The 23,772-nt window shown below is 40.7% G+C and carries 20 protein-coding genes; 3 read left to right on the top strand and 17 right to left on the bottom strand.

The features are described from left to right. Nucleotides 1-75: 75 nt before the first annotated feature. From rnr to ACYQ1I_RS14155, 16 genes are all read right to left on the bottom strand, one after another. Nucleotides 76-2,205 (bottom strand): ribonuclease R, encoded by a 2,130-nt coding sequence (gene rnr, locus ACYQ1I_RS14230; RefSeq protein ID WP_459766456.1) that lies wholly within the window; start codon nucleotides 2,203-2,205, stop codon nucleotides 76-78. A gap of 89 nt (nucleotides 2,206-2,294) precedes the next feature. Continuing rightward, nucleotides 2,295-2,615, bottom strand: a complete 321-nt coding sequence (locus ACYQ1I_RS14225; protein ID WP_459766454.1) for a DUF1294 domain-containing protein — start codon at nucleotides 2,613-2,615, stop codon at nucleotides 2,295-2,297. Between the two features lie 68 nt (nucleotides 2,616-2,683). Then, complete coding sequence (locus ACYQ1I_RS14220) at nucleotides 2,684-4,696, bottom strand: sodium-translocating pyrophosphatase (RefSeq protein ID WP_459766452.1); 2,013 nt, start codon at nucleotides 4,694-4,696, stop codon at nucleotides 2,684-2,686. Between the two features lie 30 nt (nucleotides 4,697-4,726). Beyond that, entirely contained in the window at nucleotides 4,727-4,954 is a 228-nt protein-coding gene (gene secG, locus ACYQ1I_RS14215) for a preprotein translocase subunit SecG (RefSeq protein WP_459766450.1), read from the bottom strand. Between the two features lie 247 nt (nucleotides 4,955-5,201). After that, nucleotides 5,202-6,491, bottom strand: a complete 1,290-nt coding sequence (eno, locus tag ACYQ1I_RS14210; protein WP_459766448.1) for a phosphopyruvate hydratase — start codon at nucleotides 6,489-6,491, stop codon at nucleotides 5,202-5,204. A gap of 36 nt (nucleotides 6,492-6,527) precedes the next feature. Next, a complete protein-coding gene (gene gpmI / locus ACYQ1I_RS14205; protein ID WP_459766446.1) occupies nucleotides 6,528-8,060 on the bottom strand; it encodes a 2,3-bisphosphoglycerate-independent phosphoglycerate mutase in 1,533 nt (510 codons plus the stop codon). Between the two features lie 14 nt (nucleotides 8,061-8,074). Further along, complete coding sequence (gene tpiA / locus ACYQ1I_RS14200) at nucleotides 8,075-8,821, bottom strand: triose-phosphate isomerase (protein WP_459766445.1); 747 nt, start codon at nucleotides 8,819-8,821, stop codon at nucleotides 8,075-8,077. 18 nt (nucleotides 8,822-8,839) lie between these two features. Next, nucleotides 8,840-10,039 (bottom strand): phosphoglycerate kinase, encoded by a 1,200-nt coding sequence (locus ACYQ1I_RS14195; protein ID WP_459766443.1) that lies wholly within the window; start codon nucleotides 10,037-10,039, stop codon nucleotides 8,840-8,842. Nucleotides 10,040-10,238: 199 nt separating this feature from the next. Then, complete coding sequence (gene gap / locus ACYQ1I_RS14190) at nucleotides 10,239-11,249, bottom strand: type I glyceraldehyde-3-phosphate dehydrogenase (RefSeq protein ID WP_459766441.1); 1,011 nt, start codon at nucleotides 11,247-11,249, stop codon at nucleotides 10,239-10,241. A 48-nt stretch (nucleotides 11,250-11,297) separates the two neighbouring features. After that, complete coding sequence (locus ACYQ1I_RS14185) at nucleotides 11,298-12,320, bottom strand: sugar-binding transcriptional regulator (protein WP_459766439.1); 1,023 nt, start codon at nucleotides 12,318-12,320, stop codon at nucleotides 11,298-11,300. A 265-nt stretch (nucleotides 12,321-12,585) separates the two neighbouring features. After that, a complete protein-coding gene (rpoN, locus tag ACYQ1I_RS14180) occupies nucleotides 12,586-13,971 on the bottom strand; it encodes an RNA polymerase factor sigma-54 (protein ID WP_459766437.1) in 1,386 nt (461 codons plus the stop codon). A gap of 231 nt (nucleotides 13,972-14,202) precedes the next feature. Beyond that, a complete protein-coding gene (gene trxB, locus ACYQ1I_RS14175; RefSeq protein WP_459766435.1) occupies nucleotides 14,203-15,150 on the bottom strand; it encodes a thioredoxin-disulfide reductase in 948 nt (315 codons plus the stop codon). A gap of 233 nt (nucleotides 15,151-15,383) precedes the next feature. Next, entirely contained in the window at nucleotides 15,384-16,229 is an 846-nt protein-coding gene (locus tag ACYQ1I_RS14170; RefSeq protein WP_459766433.1) for a DegV family protein, read from the bottom strand. A gap of 263 nt (nucleotides 16,230-16,492) precedes the next feature. Then, nucleotides 16,493-17,422: a 1-phosphofructokinase gene (gene pfkB / locus ACYQ1I_RS14165; protein WP_459766431.1), complete on the bottom strand. Its 930-nt coding sequence runs from the start codon at nucleotides 17,420-17,422 to the stop codon at nucleotides 16,493-16,495. Next, the gene (locus ACYQ1I_RS14160; RefSeq protein ID WP_459766429.1) at nucleotides 17,419-18,192 is read right to left on the bottom strand and encodes a DeoR/GlpR family DNA-binding transcription regulator; all 774 of its coding nucleotides are present in this window, start codon (nucleotides 18,190-18,192) and stop codon (nucleotides 17,419-17,421) included. The genes pfkB and ACYQ1I_RS14160 overlap by 4 nt, the downstream gene beginning before the upstream one ends. 233 nt (nucleotides 18,193-18,425) lie before the next feature. Further along, nucleotides 18,426-18,896, bottom strand: coding sequence for a tRNA (cytidine(34)-2'-O)-methyltransferase (locus ACYQ1I_RS14155; protein WP_459766427.1), 471 nt, complete (start codon nucleotides 18,894-18,896; stop codon nucleotides 18,426-18,428). 227 nt (nucleotides 18,897-19,123) lie between these two features. On the opposite strand from ACYQ1I_RS14155, the gene speD reads away from it, so the two are divergent. Together speD and ACYQ1I_RS14145 are read left to right on the top strand one after the other, a co-directional pair. Beyond that, entirely contained in the window at nucleotides 19,124-19,942 is an 819-nt protein-coding gene (gene speD, locus ACYQ1I_RS14150) for an adenosylmethionine decarboxylase (RefSeq protein ID WP_459766426.1), read from the top strand. A gap of 166 nt (nucleotides 19,943-20,108) precedes the next feature. After that, entirely contained in the window at nucleotides 20,109-20,867 is a 759-nt protein-coding gene (locus tag ACYQ1I_RS14145; protein WP_459766424.1) for an MBL fold metallo-hydrolase, read from the top strand. A 114-nt stretch (nucleotides 20,868-20,981) separates the two neighbouring features. On the opposite strand, the gene ACYQ1I_RS14140 is transcribed toward ACYQ1I_RS14145, so the two are convergent. Further along, nucleotides 20,982-23,087 (bottom strand): glutamine synthetase III family protein, encoded by a 2,106-nt coding sequence (locus ACYQ1I_RS14140; protein ID WP_459766422.1) that lies wholly within the window; start codon nucleotides 23,085-23,087, stop codon nucleotides 20,982-20,984. Nucleotides 23,088-23,592: 505 nt separating this feature from the next. On the opposite strand from ACYQ1I_RS14140, the gene ACYQ1I_RS14135 reads away from it, so the two are divergent. Beyond that, a complete protein-coding gene (locus ACYQ1I_RS14135; RefSeq protein ID WP_459766420.1) occupies nucleotides 23,593-23,772 on the top strand; it encodes a hypothetical protein in 180 nt (59 codons plus the stop codon).

Below are 23,772 nucleotides of genomic sequence, written 5' to 3'. Positions count from 1 at the left end.
ATGATAAAACTGTCAAGACATTGAAATTTAAATGAAAAATCCAACAATATATACAATTTGAAGAAAAAGAGGGAATTAATTTCCCTCATCCTCTTCTAAAGTAAAATCAATCTCCCTTTGGAGCACATCTACCCTTGAAATTCTAATTTTTACAGCATCACCAATTCTAAAAACCCTTCTCCTGCGTTCCCCTGTTAGAGTATGGTTTTCACTGTCAAAGATATAGTAATCATCCTCCAGCGAGCTGACACGAATTAAGCCTTCAACGGTGTTATCAAGCTCAACGAACATACCGAAGGAAACAATACCGGAAATAACACCTTCAAAAACCTCTCCAACCTTTTCCAGCATATATTCGGCCTTCTTCAGATCAACGGTTTCCCGTTCAGCTTCATCGGCATTCCTTTCTTTAATGGAGGATTGTTCCCCGATGTAGCCCACTAAGCCCTTTGCCTTTTGAAGCCATCTGCTTTCGGCACCACCCTGTAGAAAAGCCTTTATAATTCGATGAATAGCCAGATCAGGGTATCTTCTAATGGGGGAAGTAAAGTGACAATAGTATTCTGCTGCCAGGCCGAAATGCCCCAGATTATCGGCCGCATACCTGGCCTTTTTCAATGATCTTAGCATTAAGGTGTTAATGACAACCTCTTCCTTCTTACCTTCAATCTGCTTAAGCAGGTCTTGCAGGAGCTTTGGATGTGTTTCTCCGTTACTGCCTTTTAAATGATAGCCAAAGTTATGAATAAATCTGTTAAACTCCTCTATTTTTTCAGGGTTAGGGTCTTCATGAACCCGATAAACAAAGGGAAGATTCAACCAATAAAAGTATTCGGCTACGGTTTCGTTACAAACCAGCATAAACTCTTCAATCATACGATTAGCAATTCTTCGTTCATACTTTTTAATCTCTACGGGTCTCCCCTTTTCATCCAATACTACCTTGGCCTCGGGAAAATCAAAATCAATGGCCCCACGGTCTTCTCTTCGCCTTCTCAGAATATGACAAAGCTCCTCCATTAACTTGAAATCCTCCACTAAGTCCTTGTATTTCTCCTTCAGGGCAGGATCATCCTTTTCCAATATATCAGAAACATCTTCATAGATCATACGCTCATTGGTTTTAATGACACTTTCGACCACCTGGTGATCATGAACCTTTCCCTTCTGATCAATATTCATAAACACAGAAAGGGCCAGTCGATTTACCTTTGGATTTAAGCTGCAAACGCCATTGGAAAGCTTCTTGGGAAGCATGGGAATTACTCGATCCACCAAATATACGCTGGTGGCCCGTTCCAGAGCTTCTTTATCCAAGGCGGTCTCTTCCCTTACATAATGGCTGACATCGGCAATGTGTACACCCAGACGATAATGCCCGCTAGGTAGTTTTTCAATTGAAACGGCGTCATCTAAATCCTTGGCATCGGCTCCGTCGATGGTGACCATTCTCAGATCCCTTAGATCCGTCCTTCGGTCGATTTCCTCCTGGGGTATTTCGTCAGGTATGGCCTTCGCCTCTTGTTCCACCTCTTGAGGAAATTCAGGATCTAAATTAAATTTTCTCATGATGGCCGCAATATTGGTGCTATTATCATTCTTATGGCCTAGCACTTCAATAATGGAGCCCTCTGGATTTCGCCGGGCCTCTGGCCATCGGGTAATCTTACAGACCACCTTATGACCATCCTTAACCTTTTTACTTTCTCCCTTTGGAATATAAATATCAACACTGATTCTTTTATCATCAGGAATGACAAAACCAAAGTTGCGGCTGTCTTCATAGGTTCCAACAACTTCATTATTGGCCCGATAAAGGATTCGGATAATTTCGCCCTCAGCCTTTTTCGTTTTTTGATTAACATGATTAATCCGGGCTACTACCCTGTCATTATGCATGGCCCCCTGCATTAGATTGGCCGGAATAAATACATCCTCTTCCTCTTCATTATCTGAAATGATGAAACCGAAGCCCTTGGCATTTCCCTGCAGCCTTCCTACAATCAGTCCCATTCTTTCTGGAAGCCCATATCTTTTTTTACGGGTTTTGATAATCAACCCTTCTTGCTCCATTTCTTCCAACAGCTTTGAGAATAGTTTATACTCACTTTTATCCAGTTCCAAGGCCCTTGCCAGTTCCTCCTCAAGCATTGGATTATAGGCTGATTCCCTCATAAACTCAACTATTTTCTCTTTTATCGTCAACGATATCCCTCCTCTTTTGAAGTATTTTTCTTTTATGTAGCATTGTATCTTTCTTTATTTTTACCCTTTTCCCGGGGAATAAACGGAATTTATTGATTGATTAGGGCTATGGCAAAAAAATGTGTTAGTTTATTTAGGCCGTACAGTAAGGGAACCCCTATATAAAACTTTCTTTTACTGGTTTTGTGCTTAAATATCACCATGGCCATCAATATACCCACGGCTCCACCAAGGGCTGCTAAAGCCATAAAGGTTGCTTCGGGTATCCTTTGCTGCTGTCTTTTAGCCCTTAGCTTGTCAAAGCCCATCATTAGAAAAGCTACAACACTTAATACAAAAATAGCAATTCCATAAAGTATGGCTCCCCAGTTATATTGACTGCTGATACTGCCGACAAGATCTATTTGCATAGATCCTCCCCCCTTCTATAAAAGAGCCCTTAATCCTTTAATGATTAAGGGCTCTTATTACCTATTTATTATTCAAAGAATTTAAGCAGTAATCCGCCATAAGAAAGGAATAGTGGAGCAAAAACCACAGCTACAATGGTCATTAGCTTAATTAAGATATTAATTGAAGGACCTGAGGTGTCTTTAAAGGGGTCACCCACAGTGTCTCCCACAACAGCTGCTTTATGGGGCTCACTGCCCTTTCCTCCATGGTTTCCTTCTTCAATATATTTTTTAGCATTATCCCATGCACCACCGGCATTTGCCATCATAATAGCCATTAATACACCAGAAACCAGCGCTCCAGCCAATAATCCCCCTACAGCCTCTGGGCCAAGGAATACACCAGTTAAGATAGGTGCAATAACAGCCAACAGACCAGGTATGATCATTTCCTTTAAGGCTGCGGCAGTACTAATGTCAACACAGGTTGCATACTCTGGTTTTACTTTTCCTTCCATAATGCCTGGAATTTCTCTAAATTGTCTTCTAACCTCCTCAATCATTTGGAAGGCTGCTTTACCAACGGCCTCCATGGTTAAGGCAGAGAATAAAAAGGGTAGCATACCTCCAATTAACATACCAGCAATAACTGTAGGTCGGGTAATGTCAATTGAGCTTAATTTTACTGCTTCAGTATAGGTTGCAAATAACGCCAGGGCTGTTAGAGCCGCTGAACCAATAGCAAACCCTTTACCCATGGCTGCGGTTGTATTTCCAACTGCATCCAGCTTGTCAGTAATTTTTCTTACATCCTTAGGCAGCTCACACATTTCAGCAATTCCACCGGCATTATCGGCAATGGGGCCATAGGCGTCTACTGCAACGGTCATACCGGCAGTGGCAAGCATTCCCACGGCAGCCAAGGCAATACCATAGAGCCCTGCTACACTAAAGGAAATTAGAATACCAACTGCAATCAATAAAATGGGCCAAGCGGTTGAAACCATTCCTACGGCTAAACCACTGATAATTGTGGTTGCAGGGCCGGTTTCAGATTGTTTGGCAATCTTTTTAACATGTTTAAAATCACCGGAGGTGTATATTTCCGTTAATTGACCAATAATAATTCCCACGATGAGACCCGTTACAACTGCTAAAAATCCTTTTAAGTCTTCGAGTAGGTACGTACTCAAGAAGTAGGCGGCAATAATCGTAATGATACCGCTTACATATGTACCGGATTTTAGAGACTTTTGCGGGTCTTTATTTTCATCACCCTTCACAAAGTAGGTACCAATAATTGAAGCTAAAATTCCTACAGCCGCCAAGGTTAATGGAAAAATCGCTCCGTTGACACCATAGGCAATTAAGCCTAAGGTAAGGGCAGAAATGATTGATCCCACATAGGATTCAAATAAGTCAGCGCCCATACCAGCAACGTCACCAACGTTATCACCTACATTATCGGCGATTACGGCAGGGTTTCTTGGATCATCCTCTGGAATACCCGCCTCTACTTTACCTACCAGGTCAGCCCCAACGTCTGCGGCTTTGGTATAGATCCCTCCGCCAACACGTCCAAACAGAGCAATAGAAGAAGCACCCAGGGCAAAGCCTGTAATGTATCTGGCAGCTTCTGCAGCTTCAGTCATGTTTGAAAGAATTAAATATAAACCACCAACACCAAGAAGGCCAAGGCCTACAACGGACATCCCCATGACGGCGCCTCCTGAGAAGGCAACGAAAAGTGCCTTGCTCATACCGCCTTCCTTAGCTCCATTAGCCGTTCTTACATTGGCCCTGGTTGCCACCTGCATACCAAAGAAACCGGCTAAACCAGAGAATAGTGCTCCTACTAAAAAACAAATTGCAGTGATTAAGTCTATTCCAAAGGACAATACGATAAATAGTATAGCGGTAAATATAATTAAATACCTGTATTCCCTGGTTAAAAAGGCCATGGCACCTTCGTGAATATAGGAAGAAATTTCCTTCATTCGCTCAGTGCCCACTTCTACTTTATTGATTTTAGCTGATAGAAAGTACGCAAAAATAAGCGCAACAATACCAACAGCCGGCGCTAAAACAATTAAGTTCATTTACTTTAATCCTCCTCTGTCTATTCAGTTTTATTGGATCATAACCAGCGCTAAGGCAATCACAATGAATAGGACTGCTGAAATCGTTGTTAGCTTACTTAGTAAACCTTCATAGCCTTTTCCTTGTTTTCCCCATAATTGCTGCGCACCACCTGCTATTGAACCGGAAAGGCCTGCACTCTTACCAGATTGAAGCATAATAGTCGCAATCAACAATAAGCTAGTTATTACCATACATATCATTAGAAATATCCTCATTTAAATTTACACCTCCTGTGCGTATGATTAACATACATATTTTAACACAGCCACCCTATAAAATCAACCAATTAAATACGATTCCTGATGCAGATGGCATTGTCTTCAATTAGCTTCGCAATTCAAAACACACTAAAGTGTACAAAATGATAATAAGGGTAATTAAATTACCCTTATTACTGATTATTATCATGCTCAGACCTTTTTATACTTGTTATACTCGACCCAAATTTCAAACCTTTAATGATTATTTAAGATTATAAAATACGCTTGTTCCTTTATATTGAGCAGTTTCACCCAATAAATCTTCGATTCTTAAAAGCTGATTATACTTTGCCACACGGTCAGTTCTGGCAGGTGCTCCAGTTTTAATTTGTCCTGCATTAACCGCAACAGCTACATCGGCAATAGTGGCATCTTCTGTTTCACCCGAACGGTGAGAAATAACAGTTGTAAACCCTGCTCTCTTGGCCATTTCAATAGCATCTAAGGTTTCGGTAATGGTTCCGATTTGATTTAGTTTAATCAAAATCGCATTTCCTGTGCTGTTCTTAATACCCTTTTCCAATCTGCTAGTATTGGTAACAAACAGGTCATCTCCAACAATTTGAAGTCTATTGCCTAATCTTTCCGTCATCAGCTTCCATCCATCCCAATCCTCTTCACTTAAACCGTCTTCAATTGAGATAATTGGATATTTATTCACTAGATTTTCATAGAAATCTACCATTTCAGCAGAAGTCTTTGTAATTCCTTCACCCGACAGATTATAAACCTTTTTCTCTTCATCATATAGCTCTGTGGCGGCAACGTCTAAGGCTAATTTCACATCAACGCCGGGCTTGTAACCGGCCTTTTCAATTGCCTCAATGATTACTTGAAGGGCTTCTTCATTGGAGGAAAGATTTGGTGCAAAGCCTCCTTCATCACCTACACCTGTAGCCAGTCCCTTACCCTTTAATACTGCCTTCAGATTATGATAGATTTCTACACCCATTCTTAAGCCCTCTTTATAGGAAGGCGCACCTACAGGCATAATCATAAACTCTTGAATATCTACGTTGTTGTCGGCATGGGCTCCACCATTTAAGATATTCATCATTGGAACGGGCAGTTCCTTGGCATTTACCCCGCCTAGATATTGGAACAGCGGTAATTCTAAAGCCTGTGCTGCCGCCTTAGCAACAGCCATTGAAACACCAAGAATGGCATTGGCACCCAATTTACCTTTATTAGGAGTTCCATCCAGGGCAATCATGGCCTTATCAATTCCAACCTGATCTGTGGCGTCGTAGCCAACAATGGCAGGAGCAATAATTTCATTCACATTTTTAACAGCCTGGGCTACACCTTTTCCCAGATATCGGCCTTTATCGCCATCTCTTAATTCAACGGCTTCAAATGCTCCAGTGGAGGCTCCTGAAGGAACAATGGCACTGGCCATAACGCCTCCTTCTAAATAGACCTCTACCTCTACTGTGGGATTTCCTCTTGAATCTAAGACTTCTCTGGCATAGATTTCGCTAATTACTGTCATACTTTTTCTCTCCTCTCGACATCAATGGTATTTATGTTATTTTAATATTAGGCTTCTTCCTGTCATTTCAGCAGGTTTTTCTAACCCAAGCAATTCCAGTAAAGTGGGGGCTATATCGCATAGCTTGCCATCCCTGGCCAGCCCGACATTTCCAGCACCAATTAAAACCAATGGTACCGGATTGGTTGTATGGGAAGTAATGGGATTGCCTGTGGTTTCATCAATTAAATCCTCAGAATTACCATGGTCTGAGGTAACAATGGCGCAGCCACCCTTTTCAACGATTTTATCAACGACTTTTCCTAAGCATTCATCAACTGTTTCAAGGGCCTTTACAACGGCTTCAAAGACCCCTGTGTGACCAACCATATCAGGATTAGCATAATTGACAACAATTAAATCATAATTATCCTGATCTATTCCCCTTAGAAGGTCCTCTGTAACCGCCGCGGCACTCATTTCAGGCTTTAGATCATAGGTAGCCACCTTAGGAGAAGGAATCAGCCTTCTATCTTCATTTTCGTAAGGAGTCTCAACACCCCCGTTGAAGAAATAGGTCACATGGGCATATTTTTCAGTTTCAGCAATTCTAAATTGCTTTAAGCCCTTTTTGCTGACATATTCCCCCAGGGTGTTATTCAGACTTTGAGGCTCATAGGCGACCTTTACATTTGGAATAGTGGCATCATATTGGGTCATGGTAACATAGTACAACGGAAAATGTCCCTTTTCCCTGGGAAAGCCGTCAAAGCTTTCATCCATCAGACTGCGGGTTAGTTGTCTTGCCCTGTCGGGTCTGAAATTAAAGAAGATAACTGAGTCTCCTGCATTCATTTCATGGCCCTTGCCCTTTTCTGCGATGACGCTAGGACTGACGAATTCATCAACCTCACCCTGCTGATAGGCTTCTTCTACCGCCTGAATAGGGCTTTCCATCATTCTTCCCTTTCCAAATACGATGGCATCATAGGCCAGCTTAACCCGTTCCCATCTTTGGTCTCGATCCATGGCATAATAGCGACCACCGATGGAAGCAATTTTCCCCACGCCAATTTCGGCTATTTTTTCTTCAAGCTCAGTAATATACTGCTTAGCACTTTGGGGCGGCGTGTCACGGCCATCTAAGAAGCAATGAATTAAGACATCCTTTAGGCCTTCCTTCTTTGCCAGATTCAAAAGTCCATACAAATGATTAATATGGCTGTGAACCCCGCCATCAGACACCAAGCCCATTAGATGCAACTGTTTTCCATTGGTCTTGGCATGATCAACAGCACCTTGCAATACTGGATTTTTTTCAAATTTACCCAGCTCGATTTCCCTTGAAATTCTGGTGAGCTCTTGATATACGATTCTTCCTGCTCCAATATTCAAATGTCCAACCTCTGAGTTACCCATTTGTCCCTGGGGCAGGCCTACCTCCAAGCCGCTGGCCATTATTTCAGTCTTTGGGTATTCATTGCTAATTCGCTTAAAGTTAGACAGATTGGCCGCCTTCACTGCATTTCCAACGGTTTTGTTTCCAATTCCAAACCCATCTAAAATAATTAGTGCAACAGGCTTTTTCATATTCATCTTCCTTTCTAGAAGTGAACAATTCCTAAAAATCCTTCTGCATCAAGGCTTGCTCCCCCTACCAGGGCGCCGTCAATATCGGCTTCGTTCATAATTTCAGAAGCATTGGAAGCCTTAACACTTCCGCCATATTGAATTCGTACGATTTCAGAAATTGTATCGTTAAATTGTGCTTGGATCACTTCTCTAATATAGGCAATTACAGCATTAGCCTCTTCCGCTGTGGCAGTCTTTCCTGTACCGATGGCCCAGATGGGTTCATAGGCAATGACTACCCTTTCTAAATCCCTTTCCTTTAAGCCCTTTAAGGCAGCCAGGGTCTGCCGCTTCACTACATCAAAGGTCTGATTGGCTTCCCTTTCCGCTAAGCTCTCTCCAACACATAAAATTGGTTTTAGATCCGCTTCAAGGGCCTTCAGTACCTTCTTATTAACAATTTCGTCTGTTTCATTGAAGTATTGCCTTCTTTCGGAGTGGCCTAAAATTACATATTCTACGCCAATCTCCTTAAGCATGTCGGCAGAAATTTCTCCGGTGTAGGCTCCGGATGATTCCCAATGCATATTTTGGGCTCCTAATTTCAGCCTTGAACCCTCCAATGCTTTTTTAACTTCCGCCAAGGCTGTAAAGGGACAGCATACAACCACTTCAACATCTGTTTCATTAACGCCCTTTTTTATTTCATTAACCAGTGTTACTGCTTCACTAATGGTTTTATGCATTTTCCAGTTTCCAGCTATAATTGGTCTGCGCATGATATTCTCCTTTCAGAGCTACTTGTTTTCAAGTACGTCGATTCCTGGTAGTAACTTACCTTCTAAAAATTCCAGGGAAGCGCCACCACCAGTGGAAATATGAGACATCTGATCAGCAAAGCCTAATTGTTCAACGGCTGCTGCACTGTCTCCACCGCCAATTATTGTTGTTCCTTTGCTTTCAGTTAAGGCTCTGGCAATTTCCTTGGTTCCTACAGCGAAGGCTGGCATTTCAAACACACCCATTGGTCCATTCCAAATGACTGTTTTTGCCTCTTTTACTTTCTCTCCATAGAGGGCAACTGTCTTGGGCCCAATATCTACACCCAGCCAATCGGCAGGTATTTCTTCGTTTGTAACGGTTTTATGCTCGGCATCGGCAGCAAATTCCTTTGCCACCACTGAGTCTACGGGTAAGAGCAGCTCAACACCCTTTTCCTTGGCCTTTTCAATCAGGTTTAGGGCTAAATCCATCTTGTCTGCCTCTAACAAGGACTTACCAATTTCGTAGCCTTGGGCCTTTAAAAAGGTATAGGCCATTCCGCCACCGATTAATAATACATCTACCTTTTCAATCAGATTTTCGATTACGCCAATCTTATCGGAAACCTTTGCTCCACCTAAAATTGCCACAAAGGGTCTTTCTGCATTTTCAACAGCCTTACCCATGAAATTAAGCTCTTTTTCAATCAAGAAGCCCATACCAGAGGGTAAAAAGGCCGCTACACCAGCAGTTGAGCTATGGGCCCTATGGGAAGTACCAAAGGCATCATTGATATAGATTTCTCCCAGATTAGCCAGCTCCTTTGAAAAGGCCTCATCATTCTTTTCTTCTTCCTTACGGTATCTAACATTTTGCAGCAGCATTACCTTGCCTCCAGCAAGATTCTTTGCTGTTTGAAGGGTCTTTTCACCTACAACAATATCATCATCCGCAAATACGACTTCCTGTTCCAGCAGAGCTGAAAGACGCTTTGCCACAGGCTCCAGGGAATACTTAGGATTCGCTTCTCCCTTTGGTCTGCCGAAATGAGACATTAAGATAACGGCAGCACCCTGCTCAATTAAATATGTAATGGTAGGCAACGCTCCTTTAATTCTCCTGTCATCGGTAATATTCCCTTCTTTATCCATCGGAACATTAAAGTCACATCTGACCAATACCCGCTTACCCTTTACATCAAAATCACGAACCGTTTTTTTATCAAGCATTGACAAGTTAAACCCTCCCTCGCTCTTTAAAGGCATGTTTTACATAAATACCTTTTGATTAGAACAACAATCTATTTGATTTTACCATATTTTTGTTTAACCAGAAATGTTTAAAAAGTTCAGTTCCATAGGCTCCCTACAAAACCGAACTTTTTAACATCCTGGGAGCTTTTGCCCGGATTTACATTAAAGCAATGGATTTATTCTACAGTCCTTTAGAAACAACAAAGGATACTAAGTCAACTACCCTTACTGAATAACCCCACTCATTGTCATACCATGCAATAATTTTAACCATATTGTCACCCATTACTGCTGTAGATAGGCCATCGATGATTGAGGAATGGGGATCTTGCTTGAAGTCCATAGATACTAAAGGCTCATCTGAGAAGTGTAAAATTCCCTTTAATTCACCCTCGGCCGCTGCCTTCAGGGCTGCATTAACCTCTTCCTTAGTCGTATTTTTTTCTGTTTCTACCACAAGGTCTACCACTGAAACAGTTGGAGTAGGAACTCTCATGGCCATTCCGCTGAGCTTACCCTTTAATTGTGGCAATACAAGGGAAACTGCCTCTGCTGCCCCTGTTGTAGTAGGAATAATTGATTGTGATGCAGCTCTGGCTCTTCTTAAATCATCATGGGGAAGATCTAAAATTCTTTGGTCATTGGTGAAGGCATGGATTGTTGTCATTAACCCCTTCTTAATACCAAATTTTTCGTCAATTACCTTGGCAAAGGGAGCCAGGCAGTTGGTTGTACAGGAAGCATTAGAAAGTACATGATGGTTTTGAGGATCATATTGATCTTCATTTACTCCCATAACAATTGTTAAATCTTCTTTTTTGGCTGGGGCACTGATAATAACCTTTTTTGCACCGGCATTGATGTGCTTCATGGCTTTATCTTTGCTTCTGAAAATTCCTGTTGATTCAATAACAATGTCAACACCTAGTTCCTTCCAAGGAAGATTTTCAGGGTCTCTTTCAGCAAAAATTTTGATTTCCTTGCCGTTTACAATGATGGCGTTTTCCTTTGCCTCTACTTCACCTGCAAAGCGGCCATATAAGCTGTCATATCTAAGTAAATGGGCCAAGGTCTTTGGATCAGTTAAATCATTGATTGCAACAATTTCCCAATCCCTTTCCTTTTCTACAGCCACTTTAAATGCATTTCTACCAATTCTACCAAAACCATTAATTGCAACTTTTACACTCATACAATTCCCTCCTGTTTAATAATAAATCATTTATTTTTTATAAAAAAATTAATTGCTCTTTAATATTTCCCTGGCGGCTCCTTCATCGGTAACCAAGATCATGTCCTGTTTAAGGCGACTGATGGCAACAATGGCCTCTGCCTTATGGGGGCCTCCTGCCACGCCGATGGTAACGGGAACTCTTTGAAAGTCCTCAAAGCTAATGCCAATGGTTTTCATTTCATAAATAATTTTACCCTCTTTATTGAAATAATAACCAAAGGCCTCGGCCACAGCCCCTCGATCCGTTAAGAGCTTCACCACTTCGTCAGACAATTCTCTTCTTCGAGCCATTTCATCGGCTCTACCAATTCCGAATATAACTAGATTAACCTTTTTTAAAATTTCCTTGATGCGTTTAATTTCGGGATCTTGTAAAATACTCTCCAGGGCTTCCTGACTTAAGGTGTCGGAGGCATGAAGCAAATGATAATTTCCCTTCAGCTTTGATGCCATGGTGGCAGCAATGGAATTGGCCTGGCTTTCAACCTTTTTACCCAGTCCACCCCGGGCAGGAACCACTAAAATATTCTTTTCCTTACCCTGCTGGGACAAATGCTTGACCACCGCGGCCATTGTTGTCCCACCTGTTACACCAATAGTACTATTTTCCTCAATAAAATCTTCTAATATTCGAGAAGTTCTATTGGAAATATCATTTAAAACATATTCATCAGCTTCTAAATTTCCTGGTACCACATAAACTTCTTTAATCTGTAGTCGCTTTTTTAATGCCTCCTGTAAATCATTTATTCCCCTTAGATCAAAAATAAATTCCTTCAGCTGATCAATAATTTTTTCACCTTGGCTGGTAATCATCATGCCCGCTGCATTAACGTCGATTAACCCTTGCTTTTTTAAAAACTCTACTTCACTTCTAACAATTCTTTCACCTATTTGAAGGCGATTTGCCAGGGCCCTTCTGCCAATTGGCTCGAGCATTCCGATATTTCGTAGTATTTCATAGCGTTCTTCCAGCATTGTAAAAGCTTCGGGAATAATTTTCTTTTGAACCTGAATAATCTCATTCATCCCTACTCCACTCCTCGTGGGGACTTTTTTTGTCCCGCATATGCAAAATATGTCCCTGTTAGAACAAAAAAATATGTACTTCTTTAAATTCATTATATAATAGATTTTTCTTGGAAGCAAGCAGCTTTGGGAAAAAATTCTTTAATCATTTTATTAAACGGGTCAAATTATGTCGTTTAATATAGTAGATAACCCCCCTGACAATATCGACCAGGAGGGTTCATATATATGGCTAGTTATAAATAATTAAAATGATTACAATGGCTTAAAATCTCTTTCTTTTTGATGAAGCCGGGATTTGTAAATCGTCCCGGTATTTTGCAACGGTTCTGCGAGAAATGGTCATTCCCTTTTTCGATAATATTTCACCAATTTTACTGTCGCTCAGGGGCTTTTTAGGGTTCTCCGCCTCGATGATTTCCTTAATAAAGCTCTTTACACTTTCGGCAGAAATCCCTTCGCCATCTTCACCTTCTATGCCGCTGGTAAAAAAGTATTTTAATTCAAAGGTTCCTACAGGAGTTTCCATATATTTTCCATTTGTAGCTCGACTAACGGTGGATTCATGAACCTCTATCTCATCTGCAATTTCCTTTAATGTCATGGGCTTTAAATATTTTTTCCCTGCATCAAAGAAGTCCCGTTGCTTTTCAAGTATTTTTTCCACGACCTTATAAATCGTTTGCCGGCGCTGTTCAATGCTTTTAATTAACCAGGTGGCAGCATTAAGCTTATCGTTAATGTACTTGACAGTTTCAGAATCGCCCTTATTTGCCAGTATTCTTCGATAATCCTCCCGAATCATTAATCTTGGCCCATAGTGCTCGTTAATAATGATTACGTATTCATTGCCAATCTTTTTCACCACTACATCGGGTACAATATAACTGTGATTGGCTGTAGAAAACTTTCTTCCCGGTTTGGGCTCAAGGGTTCGTATAAAGTCACATATTTTTTGAACTTCTTCCACAGGTATCCCAAGCTTTTTTGCTACCATGGGATATTTATTTTGGGCAATTTCTTCCAGATACTCCTCAACAATGCGACGGGTATATCGACAATGAACGCCCAGCTGTTCAATTTGAATCATAAGACATTCCCTAAGATTTCGTGCCCCCACCCCGGGTGGATCAAGGGATTGCACCAAACTCAGGACTCCCTCGACAATACTCATCTTAGTATTGAATTCTGTTGCAATCTCTGCTAACGGTATATTTAAATAACCGTTTTCATCCAAGCTATAGATAATGTATTCCCCAATATCTTTAAAAATTTTACTATTAGGGAGAATCAGCTGAAATTGAGACATCAGGTAATCCTGTAACGATAGCCTGGCCGATACAAAGCTCTCATAGGTGAAATCGTTTTCAGTTGAGCCTTGATAGCTATTGAAATCATCTCGAGTATTTCGATAGTCCTCTGAATACTCCTTCCAGTCAATTTCCTTTAACCGATTGTCTTCGGTTTGCCTTTCTTCGTCGCCTTCGCTGCCCTCACTGAATTCCAAGAATGGATTCGTCTCCATTTGTGCTTGTATAAATTGATCCAGCTCCAGTGAGTTTAGCTGTAAAATCTTGATCGCCTGTTGTAATTGCGGTGTCATGATTAATTTCTGAGATTGCTCCAATTGAAGATTATAGCCCATTCTCATTAATATCACCCTTACTTTTGGAATTTCTTAAGGCTATTATATCATTTCGAGAAAAAATAATAAAGTATTTATGTAAAAATTGACGATTCTGGCATAAAAATTGCATTGTTAAAAATTTCCTAATCATTTCCTTCAGCTTGTCTACTATCATTTTATTTTAGCCAGCTATTTTTAGACCAATAAAAAAGAAAGCCCTACCACCAGGTAAGGACCTTCAAAATAAGAGTTTTTCTATTCGTGGAATGTAGCTTCAATGTATTTTTCCGCCTGTACAGCAGCTATTGCCCCATCAGAGACGGCTGTTACCACCTGTCTTAGGGATTTCACACGGCAATCCCCCGCTGCAAAAATTCCTGGGACATTGGTTCTCATATCAGAGTCGGTTATTAAATAACCCCTTTCGTCCATATCCAGCAAGCCTTTAAAGATTTCTGTTTGGGGTTCATTTCCTACAAATACAAATACCCCCATGGTGCCATCCTCCTCACTTGCCTTATACTCCGTTAACTCGCCAGTCTTGGTATTCTTAAAAACTATAGCTTCTACAATACCTTCACCTTTTATCTCGGCCACAGTACTGTTCCACATAAAATGAATTTTATCGTGCTTGAAGGCCTTTTCCTGGATGGTTTTTGCCGCCGCCAGCTGATCCCTTCTATGGACAATCGTCACCTTTCTTGCAAATCTCGTAATAAACAGGGCCTCTTCCACCGCTGCATCTCCACCACCAATGACAAAAACCTCTAAATCCGTAAAAAAATCTGCATCGCAGGTAGCACAATAGGAGACACCTTTTCCGGTAAATTCTTGTTCCCCTGGAACACCCATTAGCTTTGGTTTTGAACCTGGGGCAACAATTATCGACCGGGCATAATAGGTATCTTTTTGACCCTTTAGCACCTTGATTTGATCCTCCTGCTTTACTTCCAGTATATGGTCCTGCTCCAGAACCGCACCGAAGTCCTTACATTGCTCCACCATTCTGGCAACCAGTGATGGGCCTGTGGGGTTCTCTATTGAACCTGGATAATTGGCTACTTCTTCGGTGGAGGAAACCTGCCCGCCCACCTTTGACTTTTCCAATATTAATGTAGTCATTTTAGCCCTTGCTGCATAAAGCCCCGCCGACAGGCCGGCGGGCCCAGAACCAATCACAACTACATCATAAATCTTTTCCATGTATTCCACTCCTTTAAATAAATAAAATTTCTATCAGTCACAGACTGCAAAACGACAAATGAATTGGGGAAGCAATACCCCTGGTTCTTAGATGCCCAGAAAGGATGTACATTATTCAGGAAATTTTTAAAAAAATTGAAATAAAAACAGAGTTATTTATGACAATGGCCATTGCCACAAATAATCTCTGCCTTTAATACCCTATGTAGCATACCTGAAATTTTCTTTTCTGTCTATTTTTTTTGATAGAAGATTGACAGCGTACCCGGCCCTGCGTGGGTTCCAATGGTACAGCCAATTTCAGTAACAATAATTTCCTTAGGATTAAGCTCCTCTATGATACGCTCCTTTAGCAAAGCAGCCTGTTCCGGATTGATGGCATGGGCTATGGCCAGGGATTTCTGCGAAAAGTCTCCGCCCCGTTCCTTAGCCAGCTCGATCATTTTTCCAATGACCTTTTTGCTGCCCCTTACCTTATCCAGAGGTTCCACCAAACCTTCATTAACCGTTAAAATGGGCTTTAAATTCAAAAGTCCCCCAATAATCGCCTTCATGGGGTTCAGCCTGCCTCCTCGCTTAAGGTATTCCATTGTATCAACAGTAAAAATGTGATCAACCTTTCCAAGCATTCCTTCCAGAACAGTAATAATTTCCTCGCAGGATTTTCCTTCCTTTGCCAGTTTGGCCGCCTCATAGACAAAGAAACCGGCACCAAAGCAGAGCCCCATGGTATCGAATACGTGAATATGGTTATTTTCCAGCTGATTTTTAGCCACCAGGGCAGACTGATGGGTTCCGCTGGCCCTTGAGGAGCCATTGATACACAAAACATCCTTCCCCATATCTAAATGCTTTTTAAAGGCTTCCTCGAAGGTGTAGGGTGTTACCTGGGAGGTTTTTGGCAATTCACCGGCGTCCATCAGCTTTCCGTAAAATTCTTCATGACTTAAATCTACTCCATCTCTATATTCTGACTCACCAAAGTGAACAGTCAAGGGAATTACTTCAATATCATAGGCTTCTATCAATTCTTTAGGCATATCTGTCATACTGTCTGTTATAATTTGTATGCTCCTCATTACCTTACCCCCTAATTCTATTAATAATAACGAAATTCAATAGAGAAAGCCATATTTCCTGCTTACGCCTCTGTAATTATTAAATATTTCTTAAATATTTCCATCTTATAGTCATTATAGTCATTTTAATGATAAAAGTAAATAAAAAGCTATCCTTCATGATTATTTTCACAAAGGATAGCCCCCTTTTTTCTAAATTATCCCCCCTCTTTCAGCCTACTTTTTATTATCTTTAAAAGGGCCCTTACTCTTCTTCCCTACCCCTAATTAATTTTGTTGATGACAATAGTTTCTTTCAACCGATTTATTTCGTATACGTCATGATATAGTTTTCCTTCCTTAACACTAACAGTAGCCGCTGCAATGGCCAGCTTCAGCATTTCTTCCATTGAATAACCCTCCATCAGGCCCACAGCAAAGGCTCCCACCATTGAATCGCCGGCACCCACTGTACCTTTAACCCTTGTGGGAATAGCCTCAGCCTCTAAAATCAAATCCTCTGAAACAAGTAATGCTCCTTTTTCTCCTAGGGAAACCACCACCAGCTTTACCCCTTTTTTTAGGAAATGCTTTGCACATTGTAGGATATCCTTCTGGTTTTTAATTTGAACCTTTAGGGAGCTTTCCAGTTCATGAATATTTGGTTTAATCATGTGGGGACCAGCCTTGATTCCATTAATTAATGCAGAACCCGCAGTGTCTAGTATGGTTTTACAACCATTTTTTTCGCTTATCTCAATCAATTTTTGATAGATATCCTCAGAAACCCCCTCAGGTAGACTTCCTGAAAGTACCATTACCTTGCTTAGCCTTGCCCAATAGGTTATTTTTTCAAATAAGTGCTCCAACGAATTATGCTCAACTTCGTATCCCCTGTCATTAATATCTGTATACTGATTGCTGACCAGGTCTACTATTTTTATATTTGTTCTAGTCTCCTGCTCTACCCATACAAAATCCGTTTCAATTCCCCGTTTCAAGAGTGATTCATTGATCCATTGACCATTTCTTCCTCCTATCAGACCCGTGGCCAGGGTTTTATGCCCCAGGGATGCAACCACCTTTGAAACATTAATCCCTTTTCCTCCTGGGTCCTGTCTGCCTTCTTCAATTCGATTGACTCTACCCAGTTGAAAATTCTCGATAAGAATTGTTTTATCCACCGCTGGATTCAAAGTAACCGTAGTAATCATATTTCCCCTCCTAAGCTACTTATTAACTTAATGTTATGGGATTCATACTGGGCGATAAGCTCCGGGCTGATCAGATGATCTGTAATAATCTGCTCAATTTTTTGAGGCTTCATAAATTGTGCAAAGGATATTTTTCCAAATTTGCTTCGATCGGCTACAATATAAACTGCCTTTGCCACTTGAATCATTTGTTTTTTTGTATTTGCCTCCTTCAAATTAGGCGTTGTGCACCCTTCTTTAAGGCTTATTCCATTGGTTCCGATAAAGGCCTTATCAACCCGAAGGCCCTGAATAAATTCATCAGCAGAGGAACCCACAATGGACATAGTCTCTTTTCTTAATTCCCCCCCTGTTAAAATAACCTCTGCCTCTTTATTTTTAGCAAGTTCCAGAGCAATCAAAATGGAGTTGGTCAGTACGATTACTCCTTGGGCCTTGATGGATTTTGCAATTTGCAGCGTAGTGGTTCCTGAATCCAGCAATATGGTATCCTTATCATTAATAAGGCTTGCTGCAATTTCACCGATTTCCTTCTTCTCCTCCAGATGATCCAGTTCTTTTTCGTCCATAGTCGGCTCACTGGAAGTGTTTTCTGCCTTTACGGCACCTCCATGGGTTCTTTTTAGAAGACCGCTCTGCTCTAAATCCTGTAAATCCCTTCTAATTGTAGATTCGGAGACCCCTAAAATCTCCACCAGATCGCTTACTTCGATTCGCTGGCTCTTCTCCAGTATTTCTAATATTTTAGTTTTTCTTTCTTCAGCAAACATATTGAATCCTCCCCGGGACGATGGTTTATGATTATTATTTAAACAAAACTCGATTGTTTATGATTGTTTGTGGTTGTTTTTGATTATATCACCTCTGTTTTTTGATGTCAATTCTGAATGTAAAGTTTCTGAAATTAACACTCACTTTTACTATGCCTATTATAAAACAGAGCAAAAAAATAAATAAGCGACCTTGATCGAATCAACGTCGCTAAGTAAATAATTCGGAAATTTTAAATCATTTGCGGAAAGCCCCATTGCCTTAATACCTCGTAGGCAACGATTGCCACTGAATTTGACAAGTTTAAGGACCGGGCCCTTTCTATATTCAGCATGGGAACCCTAATACAGGTCTCTTCATTTTGTTCTAATATATCTTCAGGAATTCCTGCTGTCTCTTTGCCAAACATAATATAACAATTTTGGGGAAAGGCTACATCTGAATATTTCTTTCTTGTCTTTGTGGTGGCATAGTAAATCGTATTAGAAGGATTTTTTTCACAAAACTCCTGATAGCTTTCATAGTATCTTAAATCCAACAGGTCCCAATAATCTAACCCCGCCCTTTTAAGATGCTTTTCGTCCATTGAAAATCCAGTAGGCCCTATAATATGCAAAATGGAATTGGTTACCACGCAGGTTCTTGCAATATTTCCTGTATTTTGAGGGATTTCCGGCTCCAATAATACAATGTTTAATGACATGATCTTCACCTCCAAAAATAATCATAGAGTGATTATATCATAAATTTTTAATTAAGCTACATATAACCCGCCTATGTATTGAACAAAAAAATAACGTCAGATTAATTCTTATTTTACATAACTATTGATATATTTTCTTCTTAGGTTTATAATTGAAAACGCAAGGAATAATAAGAACAATATAACTTCGTGCAAACGCACAGGAAAGGGAGGTCATACAGTAGACGATGGAAATAAAACCTGTAAAAAAATTAAAGCTTTATGGTTTCAACAACTTAACTAAGACCCTAAGTTTTAACATGTATGATATTTGTTATGCAAAAACCGTTGAGGACCGTAAAAATTATATAGAGTATATTGACGAGCAATATAATGCAGAGCGGCTTACAAATATATTAACCAATGTTGCCAATATTATCGGCGCCAACATTTTAAATATTGCCAAGCAGGACTACGACCCCCAGGGGGCTAGTGTTACCATGCTGGTATCGGAGGGCCTGGTGGCTTCCCCAGAAACCCATCCCGATGCTGATAGCGAGGCCCCTGGTCCTTTACCCGACGGCGTAGTAGCCCATCTTGATAAAAGCCATATTACTGTTCACACCTACCCGGAAAGTCATCCAGATGAGGGAATCAGTACCTTTCGGGCTGACATTGATGTTTCAACCTGTGGTCATATTTCACCTCTAAAGGCATTGAATTATTTAATTCACAGCTTTGATTCAGACATTATGTATATTGATTACCGTGTAAGGGGCTTTACTCGTGATGTTGCAGGTAAGAAATTCTTTATTGATCATAAGATCAACTCCATACAGAATTACATTTCCAGCGAAACCCGTAATCGCTACCAGATGGTTGATGTCAATGTGTATCAGGAAAATATATTCCACACAAAGATGATTTTAAAGGAATTTGACCTGGACAACTATCTTTTCGGCATCACCAAAAAAGAGCTTCAGCCCGGTGAAAAGAAAAAGATTAAGCAGCGGCTCAAAAAGGAAATGGCTGAAATTTTCTATGGCAGAAATATACCAAAGGTATAAGGATTAATAACACTTTAAAAATATGCCCTGGTTTAAAGGCGTAATACATACTGCCTTCATACCAGGGCTTTTAACTTATTGAAGAATGAAGCTATTAAAAAACTAGCTGTTAAAATACTCTTTTAAGGGGTAATTACAAAAATATAATTAATAAGGGGGTTTGTCAATGAAAAAAATCGAAGCTAAAATTCACCAACTTTATCATAGCAGCTACGCTGTAGAAACACCTAACTACTTTTTAATTTTTGACTACTATCAGGATGAACCCGATGCTTCATTGCCCCGTAGTCTGGAAAACGGCGTTATAACTGAAAAAGAACTGACAACCGATAAGCAGATCTTTGTTTTTGTCAGCCATGGACATAGCGATCATTATCACCCACTCATTTTTAAGTGGGAAGCCATTAATCCTAAAATCCAATATATATTGGGCTACGATATTACTGTTGATGGAAAGGAAAACTACTACTCGATGGCTCCCTACGAAACCCTTCAATTAAATGGTGTTGAAATTAAAAGCTATGGCAGTACCGATCGGGGTGTATCTTATTTTGTTCGTGTCGATGACCTAAGTATCTTCCATGCGGGTGATTTAAACTGGTGGCACTGGAAGAGCTTTACCAGGGAACAGCAGCTGAAGGAGGAATTGGACTATAAGGGGGAGATTGATAAAATCAAGGAGGAAATTGATATTGCTTTTTCACCTGTTGATCCCCGTTTAGAGGAATACTTTTATCTGGGGGGCCTTTACCTGGCCCAAACCCTTCATCCTAAACTATTAATTCCTATGCACTTTTCAGATCAATACACGATTACTCAGAGCTTTGCAGAAAAGCTAAAGGATTATCCCATTAACCCGGCTATTATTCAACACCGGGGGCAAATCATTAGCTTTTCAAAATACGTTAATCCAGATCAACCTTAGTCTTCAAGCAATTTAATTTTTTCCCAGGCCTTACTTTCCATTTAAGTGACGCAGAGTCTAAAATTTAAAAGGATACCACAGCTCTTTTGGGCCTTGGTATCCTTTTTCCTTTATTTATATTTGAAACAACAACTCCCCATAGGTAGGCATCGGCCATAGGGCCTCATCCACCAGTGTTTCAATTTGATCCCCAACGATTCTTAATGCTCCCATAGCTGTAAAAACTGACTCTCGATAAAAGGTTGCCTGAATCAAGGCATCTTCCTCTATTGAGGCGGCTTTTTCCGTTACAGCTTCCAGGGCCACCAATTTTTCTTTAAATGCAGCCAACAGGCTTGACACCTCAGCAAGTAAATCTGCTTGAACAGTCACATCTGCATTGACATCAGCAGCTTTAACGGTATTGACAGAAGCAGCCAAATTTGTTGCATATTTAATGGCAGCAGGCATCATTTGTCTTTTACCCATTTCGATCATGGTTCTTGCTTCAATATTAATTTGCTTTGAATATTCCTCTAAGAGTATTTCATATCTGGAGTGCAGTTCTACTTCACTAAAAACCCCATGCTTTGTAAATAGCTTGACGGATTTTTCAGAGGTTAGGGCTGGAATGGCGGCTATCGTTGAAGGAATATTCGGTAAACCTCGTTTAGCTGCCTCTTCTACCCATTCACTGGAATAGCCATTTCCGTTAAATATAATTCTGTCATGGTGCTTGACAATATCTTGAAGCAATTGTTGAACACCAGCATTGAAATCTGTTGCCCCCTCCAATTGATCTGCAATTTCCGATAAGACGTCAGCCACAATGGTATTAAGCACAACGTTGGGGCCAGAAATTGATGCAGAGGAAGGAACCATTCTAAATTCAAATTTATTACCGGTGAAGGCAAAGGGAGATGTTCTGTTCCGGTCAGTAGCATCCTTTGGTAGGGCCGGCAGGGTGGAAACACCTATTTTCATCAGGCCACCCTGTTTAGATGAGGTGGCAGGACCATTTTTAATCTGCTCCAATATATCGGTTAATTGTTCCCCCAGAAAGATAGAGATTATTGCCGGTGGTGCCTCGTTGGCGCCTAATCTGTGGTCGTTGCCCGCATTAGCTGCCGACAGACGAAGTAAATCGGCATGAACATCCACCGCCTTAATGATAGCTGCTAAAAATACTAAAAACTGTGCATTTTCATGGGGAGTAGTGCCTGGCTCCAATAGGTTAATTCCATCGTCGGTACTCATCGACCAGTTATTATGCTTTCCTGAACCATTGACCCCAGCAAAGGGCTTTTCATGCAACAGGCACACCAGGCCTTGACGATTGGCTACCTTTTTCATAGTATCCATAATAAGCTGATTATGGTCTGCTGCAATATTAGTTGAAGTAAAAATTGGTGCTAGCTCATGCTGTGCAGGTGCCACCTCGTTATGTCTTGTTTTAGCGGTTACACCAAGCTTCCATAATTCTGCATCCAGCTCCTTCATATAGGCTGCAATTCTTTCCTTAATGCTGCCAAAGTAGTGGTCCTCAAGCTCCTGCCCCTTTGGTGGCATGGCACCAAAGAGGGTTCTGCCGGTATATACTAAATCTTTCCGCTTTTTAAAGAATTCCTTTTCAATTAGAAAATACTCCTGCTCGGCCCCTACCGTCGTGATAACCTTTTTGGAGGTATTATTCCCGAATAATTTTAAGACACGAACCGCCTGCTTTGAAAGGGCTTCCATGGATCGCAGCAGGGGTGTTTTTTTATCCAGGGCCTCACCCGTATAGGAACAGAAGGCCGTTGGAATACAGAGGGTGTCTTCTTTAATAAAGGCCGGTGAGGTACAATCCCAGGCCGTATACCCTCTGGCTTCAAAGGTTGCTCGAATTCCACCGGAAGGAAAAGAGGAGGCGTCCGGCTCACCCTTAATTAATTCCTTGCCAGAAAACTCCATAATGACCTTCCCGTCTGCGGTAGGCGAAATAAAAGAATCATGCTTTTCAGCGGTGAAGCTGGTCATAGGCTGGAACCAATGGGTAAAATGGGTGGCTCCCTTTTCGATGGCCCAATCCTTCATGGCATTGGCGACAACCTCGGCAACGGCAGGGTCTAGTTCTTCACCAAGATCAATGGTTTTACGTAATGCCTTATAGATGTTTTTGGGTATTCGCTGCCTCATAACGGCATCATTAAACACATTGGCCCCAAAAATTTCGCTGATTGATTGTTTTTCACTGCTCATATCAAGTCCCCCTTGAATCATAATTTGTTTAAGCAAAAATATAAAAAGGCGTTCTCGAATAAAACTTGAGAACGCCTTTGCTCGCAAGACCAAATAGTCATTTTACCGACAGCGTAAGCTAATTTAACTGGACCCCATTGCCCTTATACACTGCCTGTCAGCTTATTAAATTTGAATTTCTGAATTTTCTATACCTATTTTACTACACATCTTTAAAATATGCAACCTTTTATTTATAAGTAAAATTAGAATATATATACAGATTGTACACCCACATTCATTAAAATACAAGTAAAAATTTATCAAAGGCTGGTTATCATCCTCCTATCTGCAATTTTTAGCAATTTTTTTCAAGTAATAGGGTGTGATAACAATTGAACCGGGTATATTAGTGCTGCAGTTACTAGTTCAAACTATTCATTTTTCATAGTCATATTATACTAAAAGTATTAAGTTGTTTATAAAAAGAGACGAATATAGTAATATATTGAAAGGAGCTGAAAATATGTTAAGCATGCAAGCAGTTAATGACTTAATGACAGTGGTTAATCAACTAGATGCAAGGATTGAAAGCCACAAGGAACAGATCAGTACAAGAGAATTAGAGTTTATGGCTTATCAACGTATCAAAATTTTGCAGCTAATTGATGATTTACATGCCAAGGAAAGCTATTTTAAGGATTAA

This window comes from Alkaliphilus crotonatoxidans (assembly GCF_054658015.1).
The sequence above is the reverse complement of the archived record's forward strand: the minus strand, read 5'-3'. Positions and strand labels throughout refer to the sequence as shown.

Bases quoted from the DNA above. Each gene is read 5' to 3' on its own strand.
- ACYQ1I_RS14225 (WP_459766454.1), bottom strand. From the start codon at position 2,615: ATGCAAATAGATCTTGTCGGCAGTATCAGCAGTCAATATAACTGGGGA.
- ACYQ1I_RS14220 (WP_459766452.1), bottom strand. From the start codon at position 4,696: ATGAACTTAATTGTTTTAGCGCCGGCTGTTGGTATTGTTGCGCTTATT.
- secG (WP_459766450.1), bottom strand. From the start codon at position 4,954: ATGAGGATATTTCTAATGATATGTATGGTAATAACTAGCTTATTGTTG.
- eno (WP_459766448.1), bottom strand. From the start codon at position 6,491: ATGACAGTAATTAGCGAAATCTATGCCAGAGAAGTCTTAGATTCAAGA.
- gpmI (WP_459766446.1), bottom strand. From the start codon at position 8,060: ATGAAAAAGCCTGTTGCACTAATTATTTTAGATGGGTTTGGAATTGGA.
- tpiA (WP_459766445.1), bottom strand. From the start codon at position 8,821: ATGCGCAGACCAATTATAGCTGGAAACTGGAAAATGCATAAAACCATT.
- gap (WP_459766441.1), bottom strand. From the start codon at position 11,249: ATGAGTGTAAAAGTTGCAATTAATGGTTTTGGTAGAATTGGTAGAAAT.
- ACYQ1I_RS14185 (WP_459766439.1), bottom strand. From the start codon at position 12,320: ATGAATGAGATTATTCAGGTTCAAAAGAAAATTATTCCCGAAGCTTTT.
- rpoN (WP_459766437.1), bottom strand. From the start codon at position 13,971: ATGAGAATGGGCTATAATCTTCAATTGGAGCAATCTCAGAAATTAATC.
- trxB (WP_459766435.1), bottom strand. From the start codon at position 15,150: ATGGAAAAGATTTATGATGTAGTTGTGATTGGTTCTGGGCCCGCCGGC.
- ACYQ1I_RS14170 (WP_459766433.1), bottom strand. From the start codon at position 16,229: ATGAGGAGCATACAAATTATAACAGACAGTATGACAGATATGCCTAAA.
- pfkB (WP_459766431.1), bottom strand. From the start codon at position 17,422: ATGATTACTACGGTTACTTTGAATCCAGCGGTGGATAAAACAATTCTT.
- ACYQ1I_RS14160 (WP_459766429.1), bottom strand. From the start codon at position 18,192: ATGTTTGCTGAAGAAAGAAAAACTAAAATATTAGAAATACTGGAGAAG.
- ACYQ1I_RS14155 (WP_459766427.1), bottom strand. From the start codon at position 18,896: ATGTCATTAAACATTGTATTATTGGAGCCGGAAATCCCTCAAAATACA.
- speD (WP_459766426.1), top strand. From the start codon at position 19,124: ATGGAAATAAAACCTGTAAAAAAATTAAAGCTTTATGGTTTCAACAAC.
- ACYQ1I_RS14145 (WP_459766424.1), top strand. From the start codon at position 20,109: ATGAAAAAAATCGAAGCTAAAATTCACCAACTTTATCATAGCAGCTAC.
- ACYQ1I_RS14140 (WP_459766422.1), bottom strand. From the start codon at position 23,087: ATGAGCAGTGAAAAACAATCAATCAGCGAAATTTTTGGGGCCAATGTG.
- ACYQ1I_RS14135 (WP_459766420.1), top strand. From the start codon at position 23,593: ATGTTAAGCATGCAAGCAGTTAATGACTTAATGACAGTGGTTAATCAA.